The following is a 23,299-nucleotide window of genomic DNA, read 5'->3' on the forward strand; positions in this document are numbered from 1 at the left end:
ATTAGAGATTTTGTTGTTTCAGTTGTTCAATAATATAATCCGATGCCCTCCACGATAGGGCCAAAATAGTCCAAGTACAATTTTTATCAGCCTGCGAAACGAACGGTCCGGCATCAACTATAAAAACATTGTCTACGTCATGTAATTGGTTGAACTTATTGGTTACCGATGTTTTAGGGTCGTTACCCATACGGGTAGTACCTACCTCGTGTATAATTTCTCCCGGAGCATGAAGGCCGTAATCTTTATCTTTACCTGGTTTGTTCAAATAGATTCCGCCCATATTGTGTGAAATCTCTTCAAAAGTATCCTGCATATGCTTGGCCTGACGCACTTCAATATCGGACCATTTATAATTGAACTTTAAAACGGGAATACCATAATCATCTACTGTGGTAGGGTCTATCTCACAATAATTCTCTTTTACCGCTAGACCTTCTCCTCTACCTCCAAATCCTACTATTGCACCATAATACCGCTTAACGTCTTCCCTAAGTTTATCTCCATATCCGCCGGTAGGTTTCCCCACCAGTTTATTGAAGCTATCCTGATCAAAACCAAAACCATAATTAGGTTGTCCCATTCCGCCCCAAACTTCAATATGGTACCCTCTTGGGAACCCTAACTTCTTATTATCTCCCCACCATGGACTGTATACGTGCATACCACCTACACCATCTTCGTTATAGGATACGTCCCTGTCCATTAGGTCCGGCACGAATGCCATACCACTACTACCTGTGGAATCATGCAAGTATTTACCAACAAGGTCACTGCTGTTTCCTAGTCCGTTAGGATGTTGTTTACTTTTACTGTTCAATAGAATTCGTGCAGAACTACAGGCCGAAGCCGCAAGTACCACTACCTTACCCCTTAACTTATATTCCTTTCTATCCTCTTTGTTGATATATGATACACCAGTAGCTCTTCCTTCTTCATTTGTGGTTACTTCGCGAACCATGGCATTTACATAGAGTTTTACTTGACCCCCATTTTTTTGCGCTGGAAAGATTAAACAGCTACCTGCCGAGAAATCTGCATAAACGGAGCATGATCTATTACATTGACCACAATAAAAACATACCCCACGTTCATTGTTAATACGCTTGGTAAGCATTGAAAGTCTTCCCGGAATTACCGGAATACCTGACTTCTTAGCTCCTTTTATGTAGAAAAGTTCATGTAGCCTTGGTTTAGGAGGAGGAAGAAAAAAACCATCGGGATCGTTCTCACGACCTTCATTGGTACCGAACACCCCAATTAATTTATCTACTTTATCATAATATGGTTTTACATCTTCGTACCCAATAGGCCAATCCTCTCCATAACCATCTCGCGTCTTGCCTTTAAAATCCAATGGTCCAAAACGTAGTGAAATCCTACCCCAGTGGTTGGTACGGCCACCGAGCATCCTGGAACGCCACCATTTAAAAGTGGTACCTTCCGCATGTGTATAAGGTTCTCCATCTACATGCCAATCGCCATAGGACATATCCCATTCCCCAAAGGCACGGGTGGTACCCGCTCCACGACGTGGTGAGTCATAGGGGTTTTTCAATTGGGTCATTGTTTTTGGGTCTGCGGGGTCGAAGAAAGGGCCGGCTTCTACTACAGCTACCTTTAGTCCAGCATCTGCTAGTTGTTTCGTGGCCATACCACCACCTGCCCCTGAGCCTACGATGATAACATCGTATTCTTCCGGGTTTTCCTTAATCTGCATAAATTGTTAATTTTTGTTAGTTTGTTGCCACAATTTATAAATAAAAAGTGTTTACACACCACTTTTTTAACAATCGGCTTGTAAATTCTGGTGATTTAAAAATTCCTTATTTGACCAAGTGCTTCATTTACAGTTTTTACCGGCAATTTACAGGTGGTATTTTGACATACATAAATAAAGGTGCCATCTGCAACATAGCGGTCTTTAAACAGTGGGGAACTACTCTCAGATTTACTTCCGACCACCAAAGCATTTGCTAAAGGAATTTCATTTAAGGCCTTTACCAGAACAGGTGCATCCTTGCCCACTACGGCAATCTCAAAATAAGGGTAGGTATTGTTAAGCAATAGTGCGTTCCATTTAGAATAACTAGGGGCGCTTTCTATAATAGCGGGTACCATTGCGGATAACATCTGTTTGGACTTGTTGGTGAAATCCACATTATATTCTATATGTCCCAACCTAAAAAGATTATATGCCATTACAGCATTAGGGGAAGGCAGCACTCCGTCATCCGTTTTAATTATTTCGGCGATAAGGTCGTTACCCTCATTATAATGGTACATTCCTGAATTTTCATCAGCAAATTCGGTTTCTGCAATGCGATTCAGTTCTTTGGCAAAGTCAAGATATTGTGTATCCAAGGTTACCCCATACATCTGTAGCGAAGCATCTATCATAAAAGCATAGTCTTCTATAAAGCCTTCTTTACGCTGACTTCCTTTTTTAAACGTATGAACCAGCTTTCCATTTTGATAAGAATTCGATTTTACAAAAGCGAAAACACTTTTTGCCTTATCTAAAAATTGCTCCTGACCAAAAGCTTTATAAGCATCTACAAAACCGTTTATAAGTAATGCATTCCAAGACGTTATGATTTTATCGTCACTTCTAGGGCGTACTCTTTTATTCCTTGCCTCCAACAACTTTTTGTTCCATTCAGACTTTATAAAATTCAGTTTACTCTGGTCTATATTATGCTCTTTCACGAACACAGCATCATCTGTTTTTCTATGTAAAACATAGTTTTCATGTTCCCAAACAGCCTCTTTTTTAATTGTATAATATGCTGAAAAAAGTTCAAAACCATCTCCTAAAACCGACTTTAACTCTTCTTCCTTCCACACATAGAATTTTCCTTCTTCCCCTTCGCTGTCCGCATCCAAAGCAGCATGGTATCCGCCATTTTCATCTTTCATTTCCCTATCCAAAAAATCTACGGTCTCCCAAACAATATTTTTATAACTATCGTCTTTAAAAACAGAATATGCTTTTGAATACAAACTTAAAACTTGTGCATTATCGTACAGCATTTTTTCAAAGTGAGGTACCTTCCAAAAAGCATCTGTACTGTATCTGTAAAAACCACCGCCGATCTGATCATATATTCCCCCCAGAGCCATTTTATCCAAGGTATTTCTAACATGAGTTTTCGCCTTATCGTCATTTGCCAAATCTGCATAATCCAATAAAAAATTTAGATTAGAAGGAATCATAAACTTCTGGACACCCTTTTCACCTCCTTCTTGGGCATCCCAATTCTCTTTCCAATTTGCAACGCTGGTCTTTAAAGCCTCTTTGGTAATGGCATCAAACCCTTTTGCTGGTTCAATGAGGTTGGCCTCTGCAATACCGGCAGCTACCATATCCGAATACTCTTCTGCTTTCTTGGGATCATTTTTATAAAGCTCACTGATTTTCGTTAATACTTTTTCCCATTGGTCCTTGGTATGGTATGTTCCGCCATAAAGAGGTTTACCATTTGGTAAAGTAATCACGTTTAAAGGCCAACCTCCATTACCGGAGATTAATTGCAATGCGGTCATATATACTTGGTCAACATCTGGGCGTTCTTCTCGATCCACTTTAATATTTATAAAATTGTCGTTCATGATTTTCGCGACTTCTTCATTTTCAAAAGTTTCTTCTTCCATGACATGGCACCAATGGCATGAAGAATAACCAATACTCACCAGGACCAGTTTATTCTCTTTTTTTGCATCATCTAAAGCCTCTTGGCTCCATGCCCTCCAATTTACTGGGTTATGAGCATGCTGTAACAAGTACGGACTCGTTTCATTTGCAAGGGCATTGGTATATTTATGTTCCGTTGCTTCTTGCTTCTCTTTTTCCTCTTTACAGGAAACAACAAAAAACATGGCCAAAGCCATAAAACCGGTCCAAATACTAGAATATCGTAAGGTCATAATATTATTCTTATTCCGTGAGAACTAAATCACAATGGGAGTTATAATTCAAAAAAAAGCGGGAGGTCAAAGTTACTCACTTATAAAAGCCGAGGCTGGTAAACCAGCTGCATTAAAGAGATTAGGTTCTGCAATATTGTCCCATGCAAACCTTACTTTTAAAGGTGCTTTCACCTCTTTGGAGGTCAAAATAACCTTATTCCCTTCAATTTTCGCTTTCGCGGGATGAAATATTCCGTCTGCTCCCGCAATTTCAAAATAGCTTTCCTTTTTATCGGTAAACATGAGTCCATCTGCATGGTCAAAAATCACTTCAATCTTTTTCCATTGCAGGTTTACCTCCTTAAAAAGGGGACCATACACCTCTCCATCATAACTATCATAGGTTTCTTTGAGCGCCAAATTTGCCAGACGAAGACCTACGTCCTTTTTGTTCGTAGGGTGAATATCATCAATTGTAGCAATATCGCTAACCACTACCATTCCAGAATTTGGTATGGTTTTCAAAACACGTCTCTGCACATCTCTTATCATAACACCTTGTTCGGGTTCGTTATAATTAAATGGTGCTATCTGCACATAGTAAAATGGAAATTCAGAGCCCCATGCGTTTCGCCAAGAACTTATCATTTCCGAAAAAAGTTTACCGTAAACATTGGCTCTACCTCTATTGGATTCTCCTTGATACCAAATTGTTCCCGCAATTTTGAACGGAGTAATGGCATGAACCATTCCATTGTATAATTGCGAGGGCGATACAGGGCTCCACGGCGTTTCTTCAAGACCCTCAGCAGAAATTTTTAAATCTTCATGCGTATCAAAAACGGATTTTGGAGTCCAGACCTCTGCTGGCGAACCGCCCCATGCATTATCTATTAATCCAATAGGCACATCTAGTTCGCCCTGTAACCTTCTTGCAAAAAAATAGGCTACAGCACTAAAATCCTTCATAGTATCCGGGGTACATACTTCCCAAGACCCTGGAATATTTTCTTGTGGAAAATCTGATGTACGCCTGGCTACTGTAAAAAATCGAATGTTAGGGTAATTAGCATTTTTTATTTCTTCTTCGGCATTATCAATACCCTTGTTTGTTGTTGCACTCCATTCCATATTGGACTGTCCAGAAGCCAACCAAACCTCACCAATCATGACGTTTTTTAACCTTATTTGATTTTCATCACCTTTAAACGTAATGTTATACGGGCCACCTGCCTCGGGAGTATCTATTTCTAATTTCCATTTGGCATTTATGGTGGCCTTTACCTTATATTCTTTATTATCCCAACTTGTAAAAACAGTTACTTCCTCACCCGTATTTCCCCATCCCCAGAACAAAACTTTTTCATTCCGTTGTATCACCATATTATCGGAAAACAGGTTGGGCAATTCAATTTTCGCCCAAATCGAGTGGCATGACAACATCAATAAAAAAGCAACAATAAAAAATCTAAATTTCATAAAAATCGGATATTAGTTTGATCAAGATTTAAATATACTATTTTCTTAAAGTACCCCAATACTATAGTGTTAATTGTAATCATTTAAATATCTTTAGAAAGCGAACCGAACCTAAAAGCTATGTACACGAGAAACAATTCTATAAGCCGGAGAAAATTCATTAAAAATACTTCTAGTCTAATGGCCCTATCCACCTTTGGAGCATACGGACTAGATTTTGCTCATAAGGAAAAAGCCTTTAGAGTGGGGCTTATAGGTACAGGTTGGTATGGAAAGAGTGATCTTTTCCGGCTTATGCAGGTTACGAATGTTGAAGTAATTTCCCTGTGCGATGTAGACCGGCATATGCTGGAGGAAGCGGGTAAATTGGTTGCGCTTCGCCAAAAATCAAAAAAGACTCCCCGTCTATACACCGATTATAGAAAGATGCTTGCCGAAAAGGATTTGGATATTGTTCTTGTGGGAAGTCCAGACCACTGGCATGCTCTGCAGGGTATAGATGTCTTAAAATCTGGAGCTCATCTCTATCTTCAGAAACCCATAAGTGTAGATGTAATGGAGGGGGAAGCCCTTGTTGCCGCAGCAAACAAATACGGAAAAGTTGTGCAAGTGGGTACGCAAAGAAAGAGTACACCCCATTTGGTAGAAGCCAAGAAGAATATTGTAGATGCTGGATTACTGGGTAAAATCTCTCATGTAGAAATTTGTTGTTACTACCATATGCGAGCCAATGGCAATCCGCCTGTTGTGCCGGTACCTGATTTTTTTGATTATGATATGTGGACAGGCCCAGCCCCCTTGAGACCATTTGACGGTTTACCTCACAGACGCTGGTGGCGTACTTTCATGGAATATGGTAATGGTATAACGGGTGATATGTGTGTACATATGTTAGATACCGTACGGTGGATGCTAGATTTAGGTTGGCCAAAGAAAATAAGTGCTACAGGGGGCATTTATGTTCAAAAAGAAGGGAAGTCCAACATTGCAGATACACAAACCGCCGTTTTTGAATTTGATGAGCTTGATTGCATTTGGAACCATAGGTCCTGGGGAACACCTGCCGACCCTGAATATCCCTGGTCTTTTAAACTTTATGGAGAGAACGGAACACTCTCCGGAGATGTAAAAAAGTATGATTTTGTACCTCATGGTGACGGTAAGAAAATACATGGCGATGTTATCTACGAAAGAGAAAAGTACCCGGAGGACTTAACGGAAAAGGATATTGAACTACATGCAGCACCGGCCACAAGGGCCCACATGCTAGATTTCTTACAAGCCATAGAGCATAATACACAGCCTGTAGCCAATATTCAAGAAGCCCATATTTCTACTGCTAGCTGTATCTTGGCCAATATGGCAATGGAACTAAACAGGCCATTGGTTTATGACCAAAAACAGTTATCCGTGGTAAATGATCCTGAAGCAACAAAACTTCTTCAGCGTGGTTATAGGGAAGGTTGGGAACATCCGCTTCCAGAGATGTTCAAGGGGTAAACATTTTCCTGATTCCTATGGAAAACCTATGTCGGTTACAATTTTTATTATAAAACCGATATCAAAATATGGGTTTCTCAAAGTATACACCTTGCTACCTTAATATCCTTATTTTTAGATAATTTTGAAGCAAATCTTACTTGTCTAAAGATATAATTCTACATCTTTGCCACTATAAATAAAAACCATTAGAACTCAGCATTATGAAAAAATGTTTGATTACAGGAATTACAGGTCAAGATGGAGCATACTTGGCTGAATTTTTATTAAAAAAAGGATATCAAGTTCACGGACTAAAAAGAAGATCTTCTCTTTTTAATACTGACAGAATTGACCATTTATACCAAGACCCACATGTTGAGGGAAGAAACCTTCATTTGCACTATGGCGATATGACCGATAGTACAAACCTTATACGTCTAATTCAAGAGATTCAACCAGATGAAATATACAACTTGGCCGCAATGAGCCACGTTGCCGTTTCTTTCGAAACTCCAGAATATACTGCAAATGCAGATGGTATAGGTACATTACGTATCCTAGATGCCGTACGTCTTTTGGGTCTGGAGAAAAAAACAAGAATATACCAAGCTTCGACTTCTGAGCTATACGGAAAGGTACAAGAAGTACCACAATCGGAAACCACTCCGTTCTACCCTCGTAGCCCATATGCTGTTGCAAAAATGTATGCATATTGGATTACCGTAAACTACCGTGAAGCATACGGAATGTACGCATGTAACGGTATTCTTTTTAACCATGAATCCCCTATTCGTGGAGAAACTTTTGTTACTCGTAAGATTACAAGAGCCGCTTCCAGAATTGCATTAGGTCTACAAGACAAAGTTTACTTGGGTAACCTTGATGCCAAAAGAGACTGGGGCCATGCCAAAGATTACGTTAGAATGATGTGGATGATCCTTCAAGCTGACGAAGCTGAGGATTGGGTAATTGCCACGGGTAAAACTACCACTGTTCGTGATTTTGTAAAAATGAGTTTTGCTCAGGCAGGTATAGAAGTTGCTTTCTCAGGTGAAGGTGTTGATGAAATAGGAACTGTAGTTTCTTGCAGTAACCCGGATTACCAAGTAGAAATAGGAAAAGAAATCGTTGCTGTAGATCCAAGATACTTTAGACCTACCGAAGTTGATTTGCTTATTGGAGACCCAAGCAAAGCAAACAACAAACTAGGATGGACTCCTAAGTACGATTTGAAGGACTTGGTTGAAGATATGATGCAAAGCGATTTAAAATTGATGAAGAAAGACACCTATCTTAAAGATGGTGGCTATCGTATCATGAACTATTTTGAATAGCATGAACAAAGACGCAAAAATTTATATTGCAGGACATAGAGGTCTTGTTGGTAGTGCCATTCTCAAAAAGCTGAAAGCAGATGGTTTTTCAAATTTTGTTTTGAAAACACATGCTGAACTTGATTTGACGGATGCTAACGCCGTTGCCACATTTTTTGCCGAAGAAAAACCGGAATATGTTTTTCTTGCTGCGGCTAAAGTGGGCGGTATTGTTGCCAACAACACCTATAGGGCAGATTTCATTTACGCTAATCTTATGATTCAGAATAACGTGGTTCACCACAGTTATTTAAACAACGTAAAAAAACTGTTGTTCCTGGGAAGCACCTGTATTTATCCTAAGGAGTGTCCTCAACCAATGAAAGAAGATTACCTTCTCACGGATACTTTGGAGTACACCAACGAACCATACGCCATTGCTAAGATTGCAGGTATTAAATTGTGCGAGAGCTACAATTTACAATACGGAACAAACTTTATTTCCGTTATGCCCACAAACCTCTACGGCCCCAATGATAATTTCGATTTAGAGAAATCGCACGTGCTACCCGCACTTATTCGAAAAATGCACTTGGGCAATGCTTTAGAGACGCAAGATTGGGACAACGTTAGAAAAGATTTGAACGAACGTCCAATCGAAGGTGTAGACGGCAATGCTAGCGAATCCGATATCTATGCTATTCTTGAGAAATACGGTGTTAAAAAGACCGGTAACGAGATTAGTGTGGAAATTTGGGGAAGCGGCAAGCCTATGCGCGAATTTCTTTGGTCCGAAGATATGGCCGATGCATGTATATTTATCATGAAAAGCAGAAATTTTGAAGATACCTATGCCACTGGTGAAAAAGAGATTCGCAATACCCATATCAATATAGGTACAGGTAAAGATCTTTCAATTCGCGAGTTGGCAGAATCAATCAAGGAAATGGTAGGGTTTAAAGGTTCTTTAAATTTTAATGCCGATAAGCCAGACGGCACCATGAAGAAATTAACCGATGTCTCCAAACTACATGGTTTAGGTTGGAAACATAACATTGACCTTAAAGAAGGTATTGAGAAAATGTACAGCTGGTATCGTTCAGCATAACTGCTCAAAATCTATTGATATAAAAATCCCGCTAACCAATTGGTTAGCGGGATTTTATTTTTTGATAAAGTATATAAAATTACTTTTCTAAACTAAACCGGTATCTTTCCAACTTTTAGAATTGGCCGAGTTGATTACAGCTTCACAAACTTTTTGTGTCATTAGAGCATTCTCAAAACTAGGTTCACAAGGCTCCCCTGTTTCCAAGCTCTTTAAGAAATCGGCTACTTGGTGTACAAATGAGTGCTCGTACCCGATAGACGTACCAGGAATCCACCATTTATCCATATAAGGCTGATCACTGTCCGTAATCAAGATTCTTTTCCATCCTCTTACTATGGCATCATCTGCATGGTCATACATTTCAAGATAGTTCATATCGTGCAGATCCCACCGTAACGAAGCATGCTCGCCATTTATCTCTAAGGTATTTAGGGCCTTATGCCCACGAGCATAACGTGTTGCCTCAAACAAGCCTAGGGCACCATTCTCAAAATGACAATGAAAAATACATGCATCGTCTATAGTTACTTTTTTTACCTCGCCCGTTCCTTGATGTACACGCTCCTTAATAAATGTCTCGGTTACCGCGGATACATCCTTTATTGGCCCGTTCAACCACATGGCACTGTCTATACAATGCGCCAATAAATCTCCCGTTACCCCGGAACCTGCTGCTTCGGCATCTAAACGCCATAAAGCCTCGCCGCCTTGGGGCAGTTCCGGATTAATGGTCCAATCTTGCAAAAAGTTAGCCCTGTAATGGAATATCTTGCCCAACTTACCGGAATCCACAATTTGTTTGATCAAGGTTACTGCCGGAACACGACGGTAATTATAAAAAACCGTGTTAGCTACACCTGCCTTTTTAATAGCATCTACCATTGGCTGGGCTTCAGCAATGGTACGGGCCAAAGGTTTTTCACAAAGGACCATTTTACCGGCCTCGGCTGCAGCAATAGCAATATCGGCATGCATATCATTGGGAGTACAGATATCGACAGCGTCAATATCCTCTCTGGCAATAACCGCTTTCCAATCGGTTTCATAAGATTCAAATCCCCATTGCTCAGCAAAAGCTTTTACCTTTTCCTCAGTTCTGGCACACACCGTTTTTAAAACTGGGCGGTATTCAAGTTCAGGAAAAAAATCACCACTACGTTTGTAGCCATTTGTGTGCGTCCTTGCCATTAAACCAGTTCCTATCAATCCTATACGGAGTTCTTTTTTGTGTGCCATTTGCTGTAATTTTAAGTTTAAAAAATGTTCATATTCATTTATATCAAAGGCCTTAAAACCTCTTCTATGTAAATACCATCTTTTAAAGTAACCCCGTCTGGATCGGTTATTGCAGCATCACATTCATCCTCTACAATAATCCACCCCTCAAAATCGGTTTCCTTTAAATACGATGTTATTCCCTTAAAGTCAATTATACCATCGCCCATTGCTGCCCATTTTCCATTATCATACATATCCTTGTAATGAACACAGTTTACCAATTCGCGATACTGTTTTATAATAGGTAAGGGATCCATACCTCCTTTGGCCATATGCCCCACATCCGGTGTGTATTTGATCACATTACTATCCAGACCATTCAATAGAATTTTATAATCCTCCTCTGTTCTATATATAGAGCCCATTGGAGAATTTGGATGATACGAACACACCACACCTTCCCCTGCCGCTCTAGTGGCTATTTCATTTACACAGGTCAATAGATTCTGTTGCCGTTCTTGCAGGTGCTCACGGTCTTGCCCTGGCATTTGCACCAGTAACAATATCGCTTCCGGAAAATGTTTCATGAACTCGATCCATTGATCGGCATTTCTCTTTTCCTCATCAGTTTCCTTTGGATTTCTCCAGTCTTCTACATGACATAGGACAGACAATTCAATATTGTTTTTATCTAAGGTCTCCTTGAAAACTTTAGGATCTGTAAACCCGTTCATGAAGCCCGTATCAGGCTCAATACCTTTAAACCCCGCTTTAGAGGTTACCTCAATTATATGGTTTAATTTATTTTTATATGTTTCACCGGACATTGCCCAAGTATAGGTTTCGCAACCAATTTTTATTTTTGACATTGCTATATTATTTTTTGTTAGGATTGGATGGGTCATTTATAAAACGATAGGTATTACCTGTAAACGTTCCATACATAACCTGACTTAATAGTTGGCTTTTAACCAGTTTAATACTCTTGGATTAAAATCGTCCAATTTCTCCCAGTGGAAAGCGTGACCTGCATTATCATACAAGTGAAGTTCGCTATTTGGAATCCCATCTGACACTTCACGTACCATCCATTCCGGCACGAACATATCCTGCTTACCTCCTATTACAAGTGTAGGTGATTTAATCTGAGGTAATTGTGCCACCACGTTGTGACTAATACAGGCTTCTGCCTGAGCTTCCAATCCATGTAAGGGTTGTTGAATAGCTTCTAAAGCAGCACCTTTTTGGCCACTTAGCAATCCTTCAAATTCGGCATCATCATCAAAAGTGGGCTTGTCAAAAATGAGCAACTGCATAAAATTAGCAAACTGCTCCGGCCTTAGATGCGCCTTTATATGTGTAATGTGCCTAAATATAGCTTCACCCTTTCTATCGCAACTGGCCCAAGGACACATAGCTACCATAGCCGAAACCTTTTCAGGGTGCCTAATAGACATCTGCAAGGCTATAGCTCCTCCCATGGAAACCCCAACAACAGCTGCACTAGTTATGTTCAATGCATCTAGAAGCGCTGCACTGTCATCGGCCATTTGAGCCGTGGTATAAGGACCTTCCGGTTTATCGGACAATCCTACCCCGCGATTATCAAAAAGTATACATTGGTATTCCTTTTCCCAATGCGAAACATGCTTTTCCCAAACTGCCGATGCAGCCGTAATACCCATTATTAAAAGTAAGGGCTTACCCTCTCCTCTTATTTCGTAATTTAACTGAACTCCGTTAACTGTAACAAATGACATAGTTTTTCTCTTTTTTGTTGTTAGTTAACTCCATCCATGTAATTCGCGAACCTTAATAAGGGTTGCCAAAATATCGTTCCAAGTCTGCTGTTTTAGCATCACATCATTATCAAACATGCAACCATCCCAACAAATATGTTTAACCGCTTTTGTCAATTCGCCATTTCCGTCTCTTAACCAGAAGCCGGCATCCTTAGCAACATCTAATTTACCGTTTGGATCCGTAGCCAAACAATGACGCCCTGTTTTATCATGTGAACCGGTACCATGTACCGTTCCATCATTCTGAGCCACATGAAAATCTATGGTCCATGGTCTTAAAGCATCCGTAACGGTTTTAAGACCCGCTTCTAACGTTTTTCTGTCCGACCAATCAAAATCCTGGGGCAGAATCCTATCTTCTGGCGCGTTATAGCCCAATAGATACAATAAGGTATGAGACATATCTGCTTGAAAACCAATATTGGGTCTATCTACAGCTTCTAAAGTTTCTACCATAGCCTTCCAGCTATGCATTCCCGCCCAGCAAATCTCACCTTCTGCAGCTAATTTCTCATCATAATCCGCAGCAACATCACATGCCTCACGAAAAGTTTTAGCAATCAATTTGGTATTGTTTACTGGATCCTTGGCCCAGTCTTCCGAACTAGAGGCAGAATCTATTCTAATAACACCATATTGTCTTACACCGTGCTCCCTGAAAATTTTTCCAAAATGACACGCACGTTGCACCATAGCTACAAATGTCTTACGGTCCTCATCCGAACCCAAGGTAGGTCCGCCCCAAATAGGTGCGACCAATGTGCCAATATTCAGATTGCGACCAGCAACCTTATCCGCAAGTCTTTTAATGTTATCATCAGAACTATGAATATCAACATGTGGATCAAATAACCCAATATCTATTCCATCAAACTTAATACCGTTAACTTCTGCATTTGCAGTCATATCAAGCATTTGATCAAACGAAATAGGCGGTTCCGAATCTGGTCCTTTACCAACAATACCGGGCCATGAGGCATTGTGGAGTTTTGGAAAAGTGTTGTCTTTCATACTTCTGTTCTTTTAAATTATACGTATTTACTTCTTTAATTTAGCGCAATTTTAAACGTAAAAAATACACTTGCTCTAAAATACGGTTTATTTATAATTTAAGGTCAGGATTTTTTGGTCCAAAATGTTTTAACATTACAATAGGATCGGTTTTACTATGGTTTACGATGGTAACACCTTCTTTTGCTGCTTTTTCAGTTACAAAATATTCATCATGTGTTAATTGTCCGTATCTAATAAGTGATGGGGTCTCTATATCCCAAACACCCATCTTACCATGGCCTTGCATCATAATCATTCCATAGCAGGCACTATCCTTAATGGTGACTGTTTGCCCTGGCAGAACCGTCAATTCTTTGGCGCTAAAAGCATCGGAACGGTAACAGATCCATTTATCAACATAACCCTCTGCCTCCATTTCCTCCAAAGGCTTCACAGGAATAGGCCTCATAAAACGCGTTTCCAACATATTGGGGTCCGTATTCAATTCCCAATCTATTACTTCCAGAAGCTGGTCAAAATCGCCTTTTCTATCCTCTGGAGTTCCGTTCCACAACAGTTCTTCTGGAATAATAGCTTCATTTACCAAAGATTGGTACATAGCAAACACATCGGATGCTTTTTGCGGTTCGTAGGTACACAAACTACCTGGAGCGTGAAGCATTCCCGGTGGCACATCCCAACCCGTTCCTGGTTCCAATCTAAAGGCCGATGAAAAGTTTGTTATCTTGTTATCTCCTTTGGTAAAATTCTTTAGACATTCTTTTATCTCCTCTTTCGTCGTACCGGGAGTTATCCCGAAAAAAGTGTACGGAAAATCGCCTCCATGGTTATTTACCTGAGGTGGAAAATAATATGCTTCCGGTTTTCCCTTTTGACCAATTTTGGCCGCATGCTCATCATTATGGTGAATGTGATGTGGCAACGGCCCCATATTATCAAAAAACTTGGAATACATAGGCCAACTTTGGTACTCGTTCCACAGACGGTCTCCAATAATCTCACCTTTTAATTCATCAATAACATCTTTTAAAAGAATCTGTACTTCTTTGCCATCTTCTTCAAAAACAACCGGACTTAAACCTTCGTTCTCTCCGGTTAACGGTCCATTTTCCGCAGGTGTCGTTGAAGAAAACCAACGTTCATCTATACCTCCACGCTCTCCTCCCAAAACGTAATAATCATCTGGATGCAATTTTATCCTTCTACCCGGAACACAAAAAGAACGCGGTACCCAAGTTGGTGCCAAACGTAAAATTCCCTGTCCCTGCTCCAAAGCCTTTCTAGCCGATGAATTTGCCATAGTATTCAATATTTATTTTATAAAAAAGATGTTATAAATGTTTCTATTTTTTCCGGTGATAACACTTCCAATTCCAGTGAATAGCTTCTGCTTTCATTGGGTTTCAACAAAATAAGTGTGCCATCTTCCCGTGCTTTTTTTTGTCCTACCGGTGGATTTGTTGCCGGCTCTAAGGCCGTAACATATTCATTTTTGCCCCAATGTTGCCAATTGATCAACCAGGGTAATTGTTTTTTAGGAAAGCGAAGTGACACGGCCAAATTGAGCTTTTTATTATAAATTCCGCAGTGGCAATTTCCTTCAGTATCCGCTTCTGCATCAATAAAAGCAACATCCTCTCCTGTTCCGGAATGCGCCTCTAAAGGCTCTGGACATTTTCTAAAGTTCACTTCGTCCTTAAATATTTTACGCTCAGAGTCCGGTGTTGGGGATTCCCAGTTGCCTTTCCAAAGCAAATCCGTGCCTTCATCCACCAAAGGCCAACCAAAATTTACGTGATACAAGAGCATATGTGGTGCCATTTGATTCCCGCGATTAAGCACCTCATCATGAACGTGAATTTTAGCTTCACCCAATTTCCCTGAAATAGTTCTTTTCAATTCCAACATGGGTCCAAAAACCTGAGCTTCCCGAACAATACCGGTGATACTCATTTCCATTTTTCCCGCAGTTGGATCCGGCTGAACAATAGAAATAATTTCTGCAGGCGTATTGCTTATAAGGCCATGAAGCCCTCTTACCCCATATTCATCTTCCTCTGGACCTCCCACATGCGATAGTCCGCAAGTGGTTAAAAGTCCGCCGCCAAAATTCCGTATCCAGCCCATTCCCTTGTCTGAAAATCGTTCAGGAGGAACTACTCCAGTTTTGCTCAACCAAGCCAAACTATATTCTTTATAAAAGGCATCCGAAATATCCATCCCACGATCAATAATAACCTTGTACCTTAGTCCCGTTCCTGTATTGACCCATGCAATGCGTGTTCCTCTCCCTAAACCATTATCAAGGACAGAAGTCTCAATACCACCAACCTGAGCGGTATTCCCAATCTTGTCTTTACCTTTATATATAATTTTTTCCGTGAGCATTGCGAATATAATTCTGACTTACCAAATCTCTTATTCCTTAGTAAAAATTTCGTTTTCGGCATCACCACCAGAAATGAGGTACGCCAATAAGTCTTTGACCTCATCATCACTCAAACGATTGATCGTACCTGGCGGCATCAATGAAACCGATGACATTTTAGTACCCAATACCTCCTCTTTGGGAATAGTCCTAAGAACATCAGGCGCATACGGATTCTGAGATACCGTATAGTTTTTCCCTTCCTCACCAATTAATCTACCCACAATTGAGTTTCCATCCTTAAGCATAAAAACCGTGGTGTTGTACTGATCTGAAATTACATCACTGGGGTCAATAATAGCTTTAAGAATATCTTCGGCAGAAAACCGAGTACCGATTTGAGATAACTCCGGGCCTATATTCTCTCCTTCGCCACGCATACTATGACACGTAACACAATTGGTTGCCAAAAACATGTTCCTACCGGTTTCAAAATTTCTGTTCTGCAAACCATCGGCCAATAAGGGTGTTATATCCTTTTCTTCCCATCTCTTACCAGGCCCTTTGGGCTGCACCGCACTGGAAACCAACTCGTTTCCGGATTTACTCAGCAATGAATCTCCTGACATTTGATTGTAGAATTCCTTTTTATTCGCAGCCACGTGGGTCAATGCTTTCTTCCTTGCCTTATCTATAAAACCAATATAGCTACGCCCTGCTTTAAATGAAAAAGCTTTATAAAACCATTTGAAATATTTCTCCCTTAACTCCGGCGTCCAACCTACTGTGGCATCCTGTAATACCAGACCATAATATGTATGCTGTGCCAAAGGCATATTTTTTAGGGTTTCGGCGATGTCCATTCCATACTGCGGATTTCGTAAAATCAAATCTGCCGCATCCGTGGCCGTATTAGCCATTACCGAAGCATTTTCTCCTTCTTCGGATTCTAATAAGGCAAGTGTTTTTGAAATCACCGAAGCGTCATCTACAAATACCAATGTTTTGCTTAACAATTGATTTAACACATCCGTATCTGCTGGATAATGGGTTGAAAGATATCCGCTGATTTTTCTTTTAATATCTGCATTAGGTTTCCCAAAACGCGCTAAAGTAAGCTCTATGGCACGAACCAAATCTACTTGGTTTTGCTCAGAAAGACTTGCATAATCAATATGTACCAAAGAATTCAATAGTTGATCACGCTGACTTTTATCTCCCTGTCTAGCCAAAGCAACGGCTGCATGAATCTTTCTAACCGCATTAGTTTCCGCATAAACTTTTTCCTGCCAAGTGCTTACAGGTTGATGTTCTACAGCAATACGGGCAGCATATTGAATAAAACGGTCTTTACTATTTAAATATGGCCAAGCAAAATCTAAAGCCCCATCCTTAGGAGCTCCGTGATAAGTCTCCAATTTTTTACGGATTTCGTTTTCCTTAGTAGGCTCCAAATTCGCAGCGGCCCCTGTTAGTTCATCTGGATTGTTATAATAAACACGATACAGGTCTGATTCTAACCTACGTCCTCCGGTCATAAAGTACATGGCTCCGTCCGGGCCAATAACCCCATCCGTTAACGGAAGTGGAATTCCAGATAAAAATTCCTCTTTTTCACCAATATAAGATGCACCATTAGCTTTCATTTCAATGGCATAAATAATCCCGAAACTCCAATCAAAAGCAAATACGCTATGTTGATATTTTTCAGGAAACTTAGCTCCATTTCCATGCATTACATTAGTAGGTGACCCTTGACCTATATTAAGTACAGGAGGTACATTGTCAGGATACGCAGCAGACCATTTGCCATTTCCCGTTCGCCATCCAAATTCCGCTCCGCTTGTAACATGGCAAATTCGGGTGGGGCGATACCATGGCATTCCTAAATCCCATTCCATATCCGAGTCATAAACGAACATATCTCCCAATTCATTGAACGCCAAATCAAACGGATTTCTGAAACCTGAAGCCACAAGCTCCCATCGTTTTCCCTCAGGGTCAAGATTTGCCACCCAACCTCCGGGAGCCCCACGGTCATTGGCATGCCCACGAGGGTCTTTAATTTGAGGAAACAAATTGTCATCCTGCCAGTTGTTAGGAAGACGATATCCTTCCATCTCCGGTAGATCTGTATGGTTACCAGCTATAACGTATAGCGACTCCCCATCTGGAGAAAGAACTATACTGTGAGGGCCATGCTCTCCTGCCCCGTCCAAAGCCTTTAAAAGTGTAATTTTATCGTATTGATCATCATTATCCGTATCCTGTAAACGATAAAGGCCACTAGTCTTTTCAAAATCATCACTACCCCTATGGTTTACCATTACATAAAGGCTATTGAAAGCGTACAATAACCCTTGGGCATAACCCATTTGTATTATGGAATCTGCTACTTTCGCTTCCGTTTGAATTTTAAGCTTTTCTATTTTTGGTGTAAGATTGTCCGCTCCTATTGGTGCAACTTCCATTCTGTACAAAGCACCGTATTGATCTGAAGTAATTAATCTTCCCTTATTATCAAAAGTCATGGCCACCCAAGACCCCATATTATTATCTCCAGGACTATATAAATGTTCTGCATCAAAACCTGGCTGTAATTTTAGCTTTGCTATTTTAGGGTTATCGGACTGAACCGTTTCATTTTCATTTTTTTTGTCGGACGTACAGGAAGTTGCTAAAATCAAAACACTACAAAGGAGAAGATTAAGCTTATTAATCCTTAAAAAATTTATAATCATTTTAAGTTTTGTTTAAATAGAATATAGGTTCATTAAAGAACCGATAACTCTATTGAGTTGGGTTGGTGTTTTAAAAACATGGCTATAACTTTACGGTTATTTTTATGTTTCTAAGTCCCTAAAACTAATGAAGCATTTTTTCTTTACTATCCTGTAGTGTACTGCCCAATTTTGCGCTACAAATGTAAAATTGAATTTATAAAACTGAGTGTCATTGAAATAGGTGGGGAAATTCCAAACCAGAGGATAAATATGATTTTATTTTTTCAAGTCTTTCCAATCTACAAGAGTAATATTCCTCTCATCCAAAATTGACCTACACTCTTGGCTTGTAAAATAGTCAAAATCGATTTGCCTCCATTCAGAACCAAAATTTGGATGGTTAATAGTTACAGCTTTCATTTCTGCATCATCAAAGGCAGGGTGAATTAATATAAGATTAACGCCATCAACCAGATTATCAAAAATACTTCTGTAATATTCCTTTAATTTTCCTTCTTTAAAATATCCAAAATTTCCATAATGTGTTTTGTCAATTACCAAGTCTTCTTCTCCTAGGTTCTGGCTGTAATCCAACCCAACCATTTCCATAAGTTCCCTATTCAACAGAACAGGTATATTATATACCCTCCCTAGGTCTTTATAAACTTCAAATAAGTCTGCTCTAGCCCCAAGACTATACATATGTGAATCAATATGACTTGGATTAATACCAAACTTCAACCCTCTCTCTATTTGAGCTATAAGTTCCTTTTTGACTTCGGACACCACAGCATGTTCCCTTAGTAAATCTCGATTTCTAAAAAAATAACCGTTCTCATCTACCAAACTTGAAACTTCCGAGACTGGCAAAACGGGCCCAAATTTATATTTTTCCCATTCACAAGTTAGAGTAAGATGAATTCCATAATCGTAAAATGGATTTTCTCTAGCAAATTCCGTCATCTCATAAAACCAAGGACAATTGACCATAATGCTACATGAGTTAACCATGCCCTTTTTGAGAGCCTCCATTGTTGCTCTATTTTCGGACTGACATAGACCAGCATCATCGGCATGAATAATAAGTTTTTTGCTCTTTTTCATAATTAACAATAATAAAGAATAGGGAATTAAATTGAATTGGGAGTTTCCAGTAACTAAGCAGGAATTTAAGAAAAGAATATCAGCTAACATTTATCATATCGAATTGATAAAATTAACCTAACACACCTACACTATTCTACCGTTAAAATTAATATTTTATAATATTTGAGGTAATTTTGTATATTTATGAAAATTTATACTCATTAAAAAAATGAATTCTTGAAAATTACGCCTCAAAATTCGTTTTATTATGGGTATCCCTGACGAAAGAAATAGACTATGAAGCTGACGTACAAACAAACCGAAAAACGACCCGAAAATTCCTTTTTAGCTCGGCAAGACCGCTTACCATGTATAGAACAGAACTGGCATTTTCATAAGGAACTAGAACTTATATACTTTATAAAAAGTAGCGGCACACGTTATGTAGGTAATTCTATTGGAAGCTTCTCTCCGGGAGAACTGTATCTCATTGGCAGCAATATTCCCCACCTGTTCCGCAACCATAAGGAGTATTATAACGACCAACAGGAAACCGAAGCGGTTAACCTGATCGTAATAAAATTTGAACCTAACTTTTTGGGAAGCGACTTTTTAGACCTTACCGAATCCAAGCGGTTAAAAAATCTTTTTCAACAAGCGGAAAGAGGTATAAAATTTTCCGAATCCGCTACCTATATGGTTCACAACCTTATCCTAGGCTTGGTCGGGGACCAAGGTCTTTCCAGCATTGTGGGGCTTCTAAAAGTTCTTGATACACTATCTATAAGTGAAAATTATGATTTGCTCTGCTCAGAAGTAATAGCCAACACTTACAACAGCAATGAAAAGGACAGAATGCGTAAAATCATAAATTTCTTGACCGAAAATTTTGAAAAGAAAATAGAATTGGAACAAATTGCCTCTATAGCACACATGACGCCAAATGCATTCTGTAGATACTTCAAAAAGAAAACTAGAAAATCCTTTACACAATACCTAAACGAAATACGCCTTAGAAATGCTTGTAAGTTGTTGATTGAGGGAGAAATGCAAATCTCAACCGTTTGTTATCAGTCAGGTTTTAATACGCTCACCAATTTTAATAGACAATTTAAAGCTTTAATGAACATTACCCCAACCGAGTATATGCAAAAGTATAACGAGAAAAAAGAAGTTGTATAAACTCTTATATGTCTCAAAAAGCACAAGTGGGGTTACAATAGTGCCTATAATGGTTAATGTACGCATTTTCACGATGGTATATTTCTGCTATTTTTGTTTGGATAGCCTGCCTACCTAACTTAAAAATGACCCTGTGACCAGCCTAATATTTTTACTCCTTTGCATTGTTCTGCTCATTGTTGCGGTAACTGTATTTAAAGTGCACCCTATTCCCGCCTTACTTATTTCAGGGTTGATTCTAGGGCTAACAACAGGGAGCTCTGTAGAATTAGTAACAGAGAGTTTATTAAGCGGTTTTGGAAATACTCTAAAATGGATAGGACTCATTATTCTATTTGGTACGTTACTGGGGGAAATTCTAGCGCAAACCGGTGGTGCAGATGTCATAGCCAATACCATTATTAATTTATTCGGCACCAAGTACCTTCCTTTAAGTATGGCCGTAATTGGCTTTTTGATAGGAATTCCGGTTTTTATGGATGTGGCCTACCTGACCTTGCTCCCCACCATATTCGTCCTCTCAAAAAAATCAGGCCATTCAGTACTTACCTTAGGACTTTCATTGGCCATTAGTCTTACTGTAGCCCATGCCTTGATTCCACCTACCCCAGGACCTCTTGCGGTAGCTGCCATTCTTGAAATTAATATTGGGGATATGATTCCCATTAATATTGTTGTAGCTCTAGCTGCGATAGCCGGTGGGTTATTATGGATAAAATTGAACAAGAAAAATCTTGCCCTGAAATTACCGGACACGAATACGGGCGAAGCATCACAAACCAAAGAACTAACGGGGTTTAAAAAAGTGTTGCCTTTTGCAGCCTTATTAGTACCATTGTTCCTTATGTCCATAGGCACTATTTTCCCTTCGGAAAACGGATTCATTGCATTTATAAAAAACCCTGTATGGGCACTTCTCATAGGCCTACTTTTTGCATTACCTTTGCTTCCTAAAGAGAATTTTTCTACCCGTTTAAATTCATTTTTTACAACTTCGGGAGAAAAATCAGCTATCGTTATTCTTATCACCGGTACTGGGGGTGCTTTTGGACAGGTAATCAAAGACACAGAAATAGTAGGTTCTATGTTTTCCAATGCGGGAGATATTGCTGCAATGGGCATAGTTATACCTTTTCTATTAAGTTTCCTTTTTACGACTGTTACGGGATCAATTACTGTTTCGCTTATCACTACGGCATCTATTGTTGCACCACTGGTTTCCAATGGCACATTGCACCCTACCTTTACCGCCGCGGCTATTGGAGCCGGTTCTCTTGGTATTATTCACGTAAACAGTAGTTTCTTTTGGCTATTTAAAGAAGTACACGAAGTGTCTGTTTCTCGACTGCTAAAATCATTTAGTCTACTATCCGGTGTAGTCGCATTAAGTGGCGGACTTTTAGTATTGGCATTATATTACTTTACGCAACTTTAATGCAATCACCACTAGGATAAAATAATGTTACACTAGGGTAAAATCCGGGAATCCATCTCCTTTATATTGAATTTTCTTTGTGTCTCATGAAGGTTTAGAACACGATCGCCCCTTCTCATATATTCATCTATAAAATAAAAGCAACTCATATGGATACCTATCTACTGGCTATCATTTTAATACTATTTGCAAGCTTTTTTCAAGGAACTTTTGGTCTTGGCATGAAGCATATTGCACCATTAAAATGGGAGGCTTGGTGGTTAGTTCACGCATTTACGGCCATGATTGCATTCCCTATTATCTGGGCTTTGATTGTTATGCCCAACCTATTTGAAATCATTTCCCAGGCAGACAGTCAAACACTGTTCGTAGCTGCGTTCTATGGTTTTCTGTGGGGCATTGGGGGTATTCTCTTTGGGGTTAGTGTGGAAAAAACCGGTATTTCCATTACCTATGGCATTGTTATGGGTCTTGCGGCATCGGTAGGTTCCATTATTCCTCTTTTTCAGATTGATGGGGCCTTTGACCAACCTTCCTTTCCTATCATAATGTTAGGGGTAGCCTTGTTACTGTTAGGAGTTGCTATTACTGCAGTGGCCGGTGTACAAAGAGATAAATTGCACAATAACTCAACCACAAGTACTAAATCCATAAAAATTGGGGTACTGATTGCCGTTGCATCTGGTGTATTATCCGCTTTTTTAAACGTTGGCTTTTCCAATGCAGCACCAGTTGCAGCTATAGCCGTAAACGATTACGGTGTAGGAACACAAAATGCAAGTTTGGCTTCTTGGGTGGTTGTTTTGCTGGGAGCGTTCGTTATGAACGGAGGGTACGCCATATATCTTTTTATCAAAAATAAATCATGGGGTGCTTATAAAGTCCCCAATAAAGGGAAAGCCTTAAAATGGGCTATTGCAGCCGGTATTTTCTGGTTTGCAGCCTTGGGTGTTTATGGTCAAGGAGCAGCGCTAATGGGAAATCTAGGCCCCGTTGTGGGATGGCCTATACTTTTAGGGCTCGCTTTGATTATTAGTAATATTTGGGGCTTTAGAGAAGGGGAATGGAAGAATGCGAACAAGCCTTTTAAAATTTTACTAAAGGGACTTGCCGTTCTTATCCTTGCCATTTGTATTTTAGGATACGCCAATTATTAAGCCAACCATTTTTTTTTAAA

Annotated in this window: 17 protein-coding genes; 6 read left to right on the forward strand and 11 right to left on the reverse strand. The window is 39.7% G+C overall.

Annotated features, from left to right (window positions below; all coding sequences use genetic code 11):
* Position 1 precedes the first annotated feature (1 nt).
* The 3 genes from H9565_RS17575 to H9565_RS17585 form a co-directional block, all read right to left on the reverse strand.
* The gene (locus H9565_RS17575; protein WP_215441635.1) at positions 2-1,720 is read right to left on the reverse strand and encodes a GMC family oxidoreductase; all 1,719 of its coding nucleotides are present in this window, start codon (positions 1,718-1,720) and stop codon (positions 2-4) included.
* A 95-nt stretch (positions 1,721-1,815) separates the two neighbouring features.
* Complete coding sequence (locus H9565_RS17580) at positions 1,816-3,927, reverse strand: thioredoxin domain-containing protein (RefSeq protein ID WP_246560776.1); 2,112 nt, start codon at positions 3,925-3,927, stop codon at positions 1,816-1,818.
* Between the two features lie 72 nt (positions 3,928-3,999).
* Positions 4,000-5,388 (reverse strand): sialate O-acetylesterase, encoded by a 1,389-nt coding sequence (locus H9565_RS17585; protein WP_215441637.1) that lies wholly within the window; start codon positions 5,386-5,388, stop codon positions 4,000-4,002.
* A gap of 120 nt (positions 5,389-5,508) precedes the next feature.
* On the opposite strand from H9565_RS17585, the gene H9565_RS17590 reads away from it, so the two are divergent.
* The 3 genes from H9565_RS17590 to H9565_RS17600 all read left to right on the forward strand — a co-directional run bounded on the left by H9565_RS17590 (position 5,509) and on the right by H9565_RS17600 (position 9,291).
* Complete coding sequence (locus tag H9565_RS17590; RefSeq protein ID WP_215441639.1) at positions 5,509-6,888, forward strand: Gfo/Idh/MocA family protein; 1,380 nt, start codon at positions 5,509-5,511, stop codon at positions 6,886-6,888.
* Positions 6,889-7,091: 203 nt separating this feature from the next.
* Positions 7,092-8,204 carry a GDP-mannose 4,6-dehydratase gene (gene gmd / locus H9565_RS17595; protein ID WP_215441641.1) on the forward strand — a complete coding sequence of 371 codons (1,113 nt, stop codon included), beginning with the start codon at positions 7,092-7,094 and terminating at the stop codon, positions 8,202-8,204.
* Position 8,205: 1 nt separating this feature from the next.
* A complete protein-coding gene (locus H9565_RS17600) occupies positions 8,206-9,291 on the forward strand; it encodes a GDP-L-fucose synthase family protein (protein WP_215441643.1) in 1,086 nt (361 codons plus the stop codon).
* A gap of 87 nt (positions 9,292-9,378) precedes the next feature.
* Here H9565_RS17600 and H9565_RS17605 read toward each other — a convergent pair whose 3' ends face one another.
* The 8 genes from H9565_RS17605 to H9565_RS17640 form a co-directional block, all read right to left on the reverse strand.
* A complete protein-coding gene (locus H9565_RS17605) occupies positions 9,379-10,530 on the reverse strand; it encodes a Gfo/Idh/MocA family protein (RefSeq protein ID WP_215441645.1) in 1,152 nt (383 codons plus the stop codon).
* 38 nt (positions 10,531-10,568) lie between these two features.
* The gene (locus H9565_RS17610) at positions 10,569-11,381 is read right to left on the reverse strand and encodes a sugar phosphate isomerase/epimerase family protein (RefSeq protein WP_215441647.1); all 813 of its coding nucleotides are present in this window, start codon (positions 11,379-11,381) and stop codon (positions 10,569-10,571) included.
* Positions 11,382-11,465: 84 nt separating this feature from the next.
* Complete coding sequence (locus H9565_RS17615) at positions 11,466-12,272, reverse strand: alpha/beta fold hydrolase (RefSeq protein ID WP_215441649.1); 807 nt, start codon at positions 12,270-12,272, stop codon at positions 11,466-11,468.
* A gap of 24 nt (positions 12,273-12,296) precedes the next feature.
* Complete coding sequence (locus H9565_RS17620; RefSeq protein ID WP_215441651.1) at positions 12,297-13,325, reverse strand: sugar phosphate isomerase/epimerase family protein; 1,029 nt, start codon at positions 13,323-13,325, stop codon at positions 12,297-12,299.
* Between the two features lie 91 nt (positions 13,326-13,416).
* Positions 13,417-14,628: a class I mannose-6-phosphate isomerase gene (locus H9565_RS17625; RefSeq protein WP_215441652.1), complete on the reverse strand. Its 1,212-nt coding sequence runs from the start codon at positions 14,626-14,628 to the stop codon at positions 13,417-13,419.
* Between the two features lie 17 nt (positions 14,629-14,645).
* Positions 14,646-15,716 (reverse strand): aldose 1-epimerase family protein, encoded by a 1,071-nt coding sequence (locus tag H9565_RS17630; RefSeq protein WP_215441654.1) that lies wholly within the window; start codon positions 15,714-15,716, stop codon positions 14,646-14,648.
* Positions 15,717-15,746: 30 nt separating this feature from the next.
* Positions 15,747-18,437 (reverse strand): c-type cytochrome, encoded by a 2,691-nt coding sequence (locus H9565_RS17635; RefSeq protein ID WP_215441656.1) that lies wholly within the window; start codon positions 18,435-18,437, stop codon positions 15,747-15,749.
* A gap of 258 nt (positions 18,438-18,695) precedes the next feature.
* On the reverse strand, positions 18,696-19,523 hold the full coding sequence (locus H9565_RS17640) for a polysaccharide deacetylase family protein (protein ID WP_215441658.1): 828 nt from the start codon (positions 19,521-19,523) through the stop codon (positions 18,696-18,698).
* A gap of 279 nt (positions 19,524-19,802) precedes the next feature.
* On the opposite strand from H9565_RS17640, the gene H9565_RS17645 reads away from it, so the two are divergent.
* The 3 genes from H9565_RS17645 (at position 19,803) to H9565_RS17655 (ending at position 23,279) form a co-directional block, all read left to right on the forward strand.
* The gene (locus H9565_RS17645; protein WP_215441660.1) at positions 19,803-20,687 is read left to right on the forward strand and encodes an AraC family transcriptional regulator; all 885 of its coding nucleotides are present in this window, start codon (positions 19,803-19,805) and stop codon (positions 20,685-20,687) included.
* 133 nt (positions 20,688-20,820) lie between these two features.
* Positions 20,821-22,122: a GntP family permease gene (locus H9565_RS17650; protein ID WP_215441662.1), complete on the forward strand. Its 1,302-nt coding sequence runs from the start codon at positions 20,821-20,823 to the stop codon at positions 22,120-22,122.
* Between the two features lie 149 nt (positions 22,123-22,271).
* Positions 22,272-23,279: an L-rhamnose/proton symporter RhaT gene (locus H9565_RS17655; RefSeq protein ID WP_215441664.1), complete on the forward strand. Its 1,008-nt coding sequence runs from the start codon at positions 22,272-22,274 to the stop codon at positions 23,277-23,279.
* The last annotated feature ends 20 nt before the right edge of the window (positions 23,280-23,299 follow it).

Source organism: Zobellia russellii, assembly GCF_018728565.1.
In the GTDB taxonomy this organism is placed as follows: Bacteria; Bacteroidota; Bacteroidia; order Flavobacteriales; family Flavobacteriaceae; genus Zobellia; species Zobellia russellii.

What these genes read in the sequence shown, in the direction of transcription:
- H9565_RS17610 (WP_215441647.1), bottom strand. Translation starts at nt 11,381, where the DNA reads ATGTCAAAAATAAAAATTGGTTGCGAAACCTATACTTGGGCAATGTCC.
- H9565_RS17615 (WP_215441649.1), bottom strand. Translation starts at nt 12,272, where the DNA reads ATGTCATTTGTTACAGTTAACGGAGTTCAGTTAAATTACGAAATAAGA.
- H9565_RS17585 (WP_215441637.1), bottom strand. Translation starts at nt 5,388, where the DNA reads ATGAAATTTAGATTTTTTATTGTTGCTTTTTTATTGATGTTGTCATGC.
- H9565_RS17600 (WP_215441643.1), top strand. Translation starts at nt 8,206, where the DNA reads ATGAACAAAGACGCAAAAATTTATATTGCAGGACATAGAGGTCTTGTT.
- H9565_RS17625 (WP_215441652.1), bottom strand. Translation starts at nt 14,628, where the DNA reads ATGGCAAATTCATCGGCTAGAAAGGCTTTGGAGCAGGGACAGGGAATT.
- H9565_RS17645 (WP_215441660.1), top strand. Translation starts at nt 19,803, where the DNA reads ATGAAGCTGACGTACAAACAAACCGAAAAACGACCCGAAAATTCCTTT.
- H9565_RS17655 (WP_215441664.1), top strand. Translation starts at nt 22,272, where the DNA reads ATGGATACCTATCTACTGGCTATCATTTTAATACTATTTGCAAGCTTT.
- H9565_RS17580 (WP_246560776.1), bottom strand. Translation starts at nt 3,927, where the DNA reads ATGACCTTACGATATTCTAGTATTTGGACCGGTTTTATGGCTTTGGCC.
- H9565_RS17575 (WP_215441635.1), bottom strand. Translation starts at nt 1,720, where the DNA reads ATGCAGATTAAGGAAAACCCGGAAGAATACGATGTTATCATCGTAGGC.
- H9565_RS17590 (WP_215441639.1), top strand. Translation starts at nt 5,509, where the DNA reads ATGTACACGAGAAACAATTCTATAAGCCGGAGAAAATTCATTAAAAAT.
- H9565_RS17640 (WP_215441658.1), bottom strand. Translation starts at nt 19,523, where the DNA reads ATGAAAAAGAGCAAAAAACTTATTATTCATGCCGATGATGCTGGTCTA.
- H9565_RS17630 (WP_215441654.1), bottom strand. Translation starts at nt 15,716, where the DNA reads ATGCTCACGGAAAAAATTATATATAAAGGTAAAGACAAGATTGGGAAT.
- H9565_RS17620 (WP_215441651.1), bottom strand. Translation starts at nt 13,325, where the DNA reads ATGAAAGACAACACTTTTCCAAAACTCCACAATGCCTCATGGCCCGGT.
- H9565_RS17605 (WP_215441645.1), bottom strand. Translation starts at nt 10,530, where the DNA reads ATGGCACACAAAAAAGAACTCCGTATAGGATTGATAGGAACTGGTTTA.
- H9565_RS17635 (WP_215441656.1), bottom strand. Translation starts at nt 18,437, where the DNA reads ATGATTATAAATTTTTTAAGGATTAATAAGCTTAATCTTCTCCTTTGT.
- gmd (WP_215441641.1), top strand. Translation starts at nt 7,092, where the DNA reads ATGAAAAAATGTTTGATTACAGGAATTACAGGTCAAGATGGAGCATAC.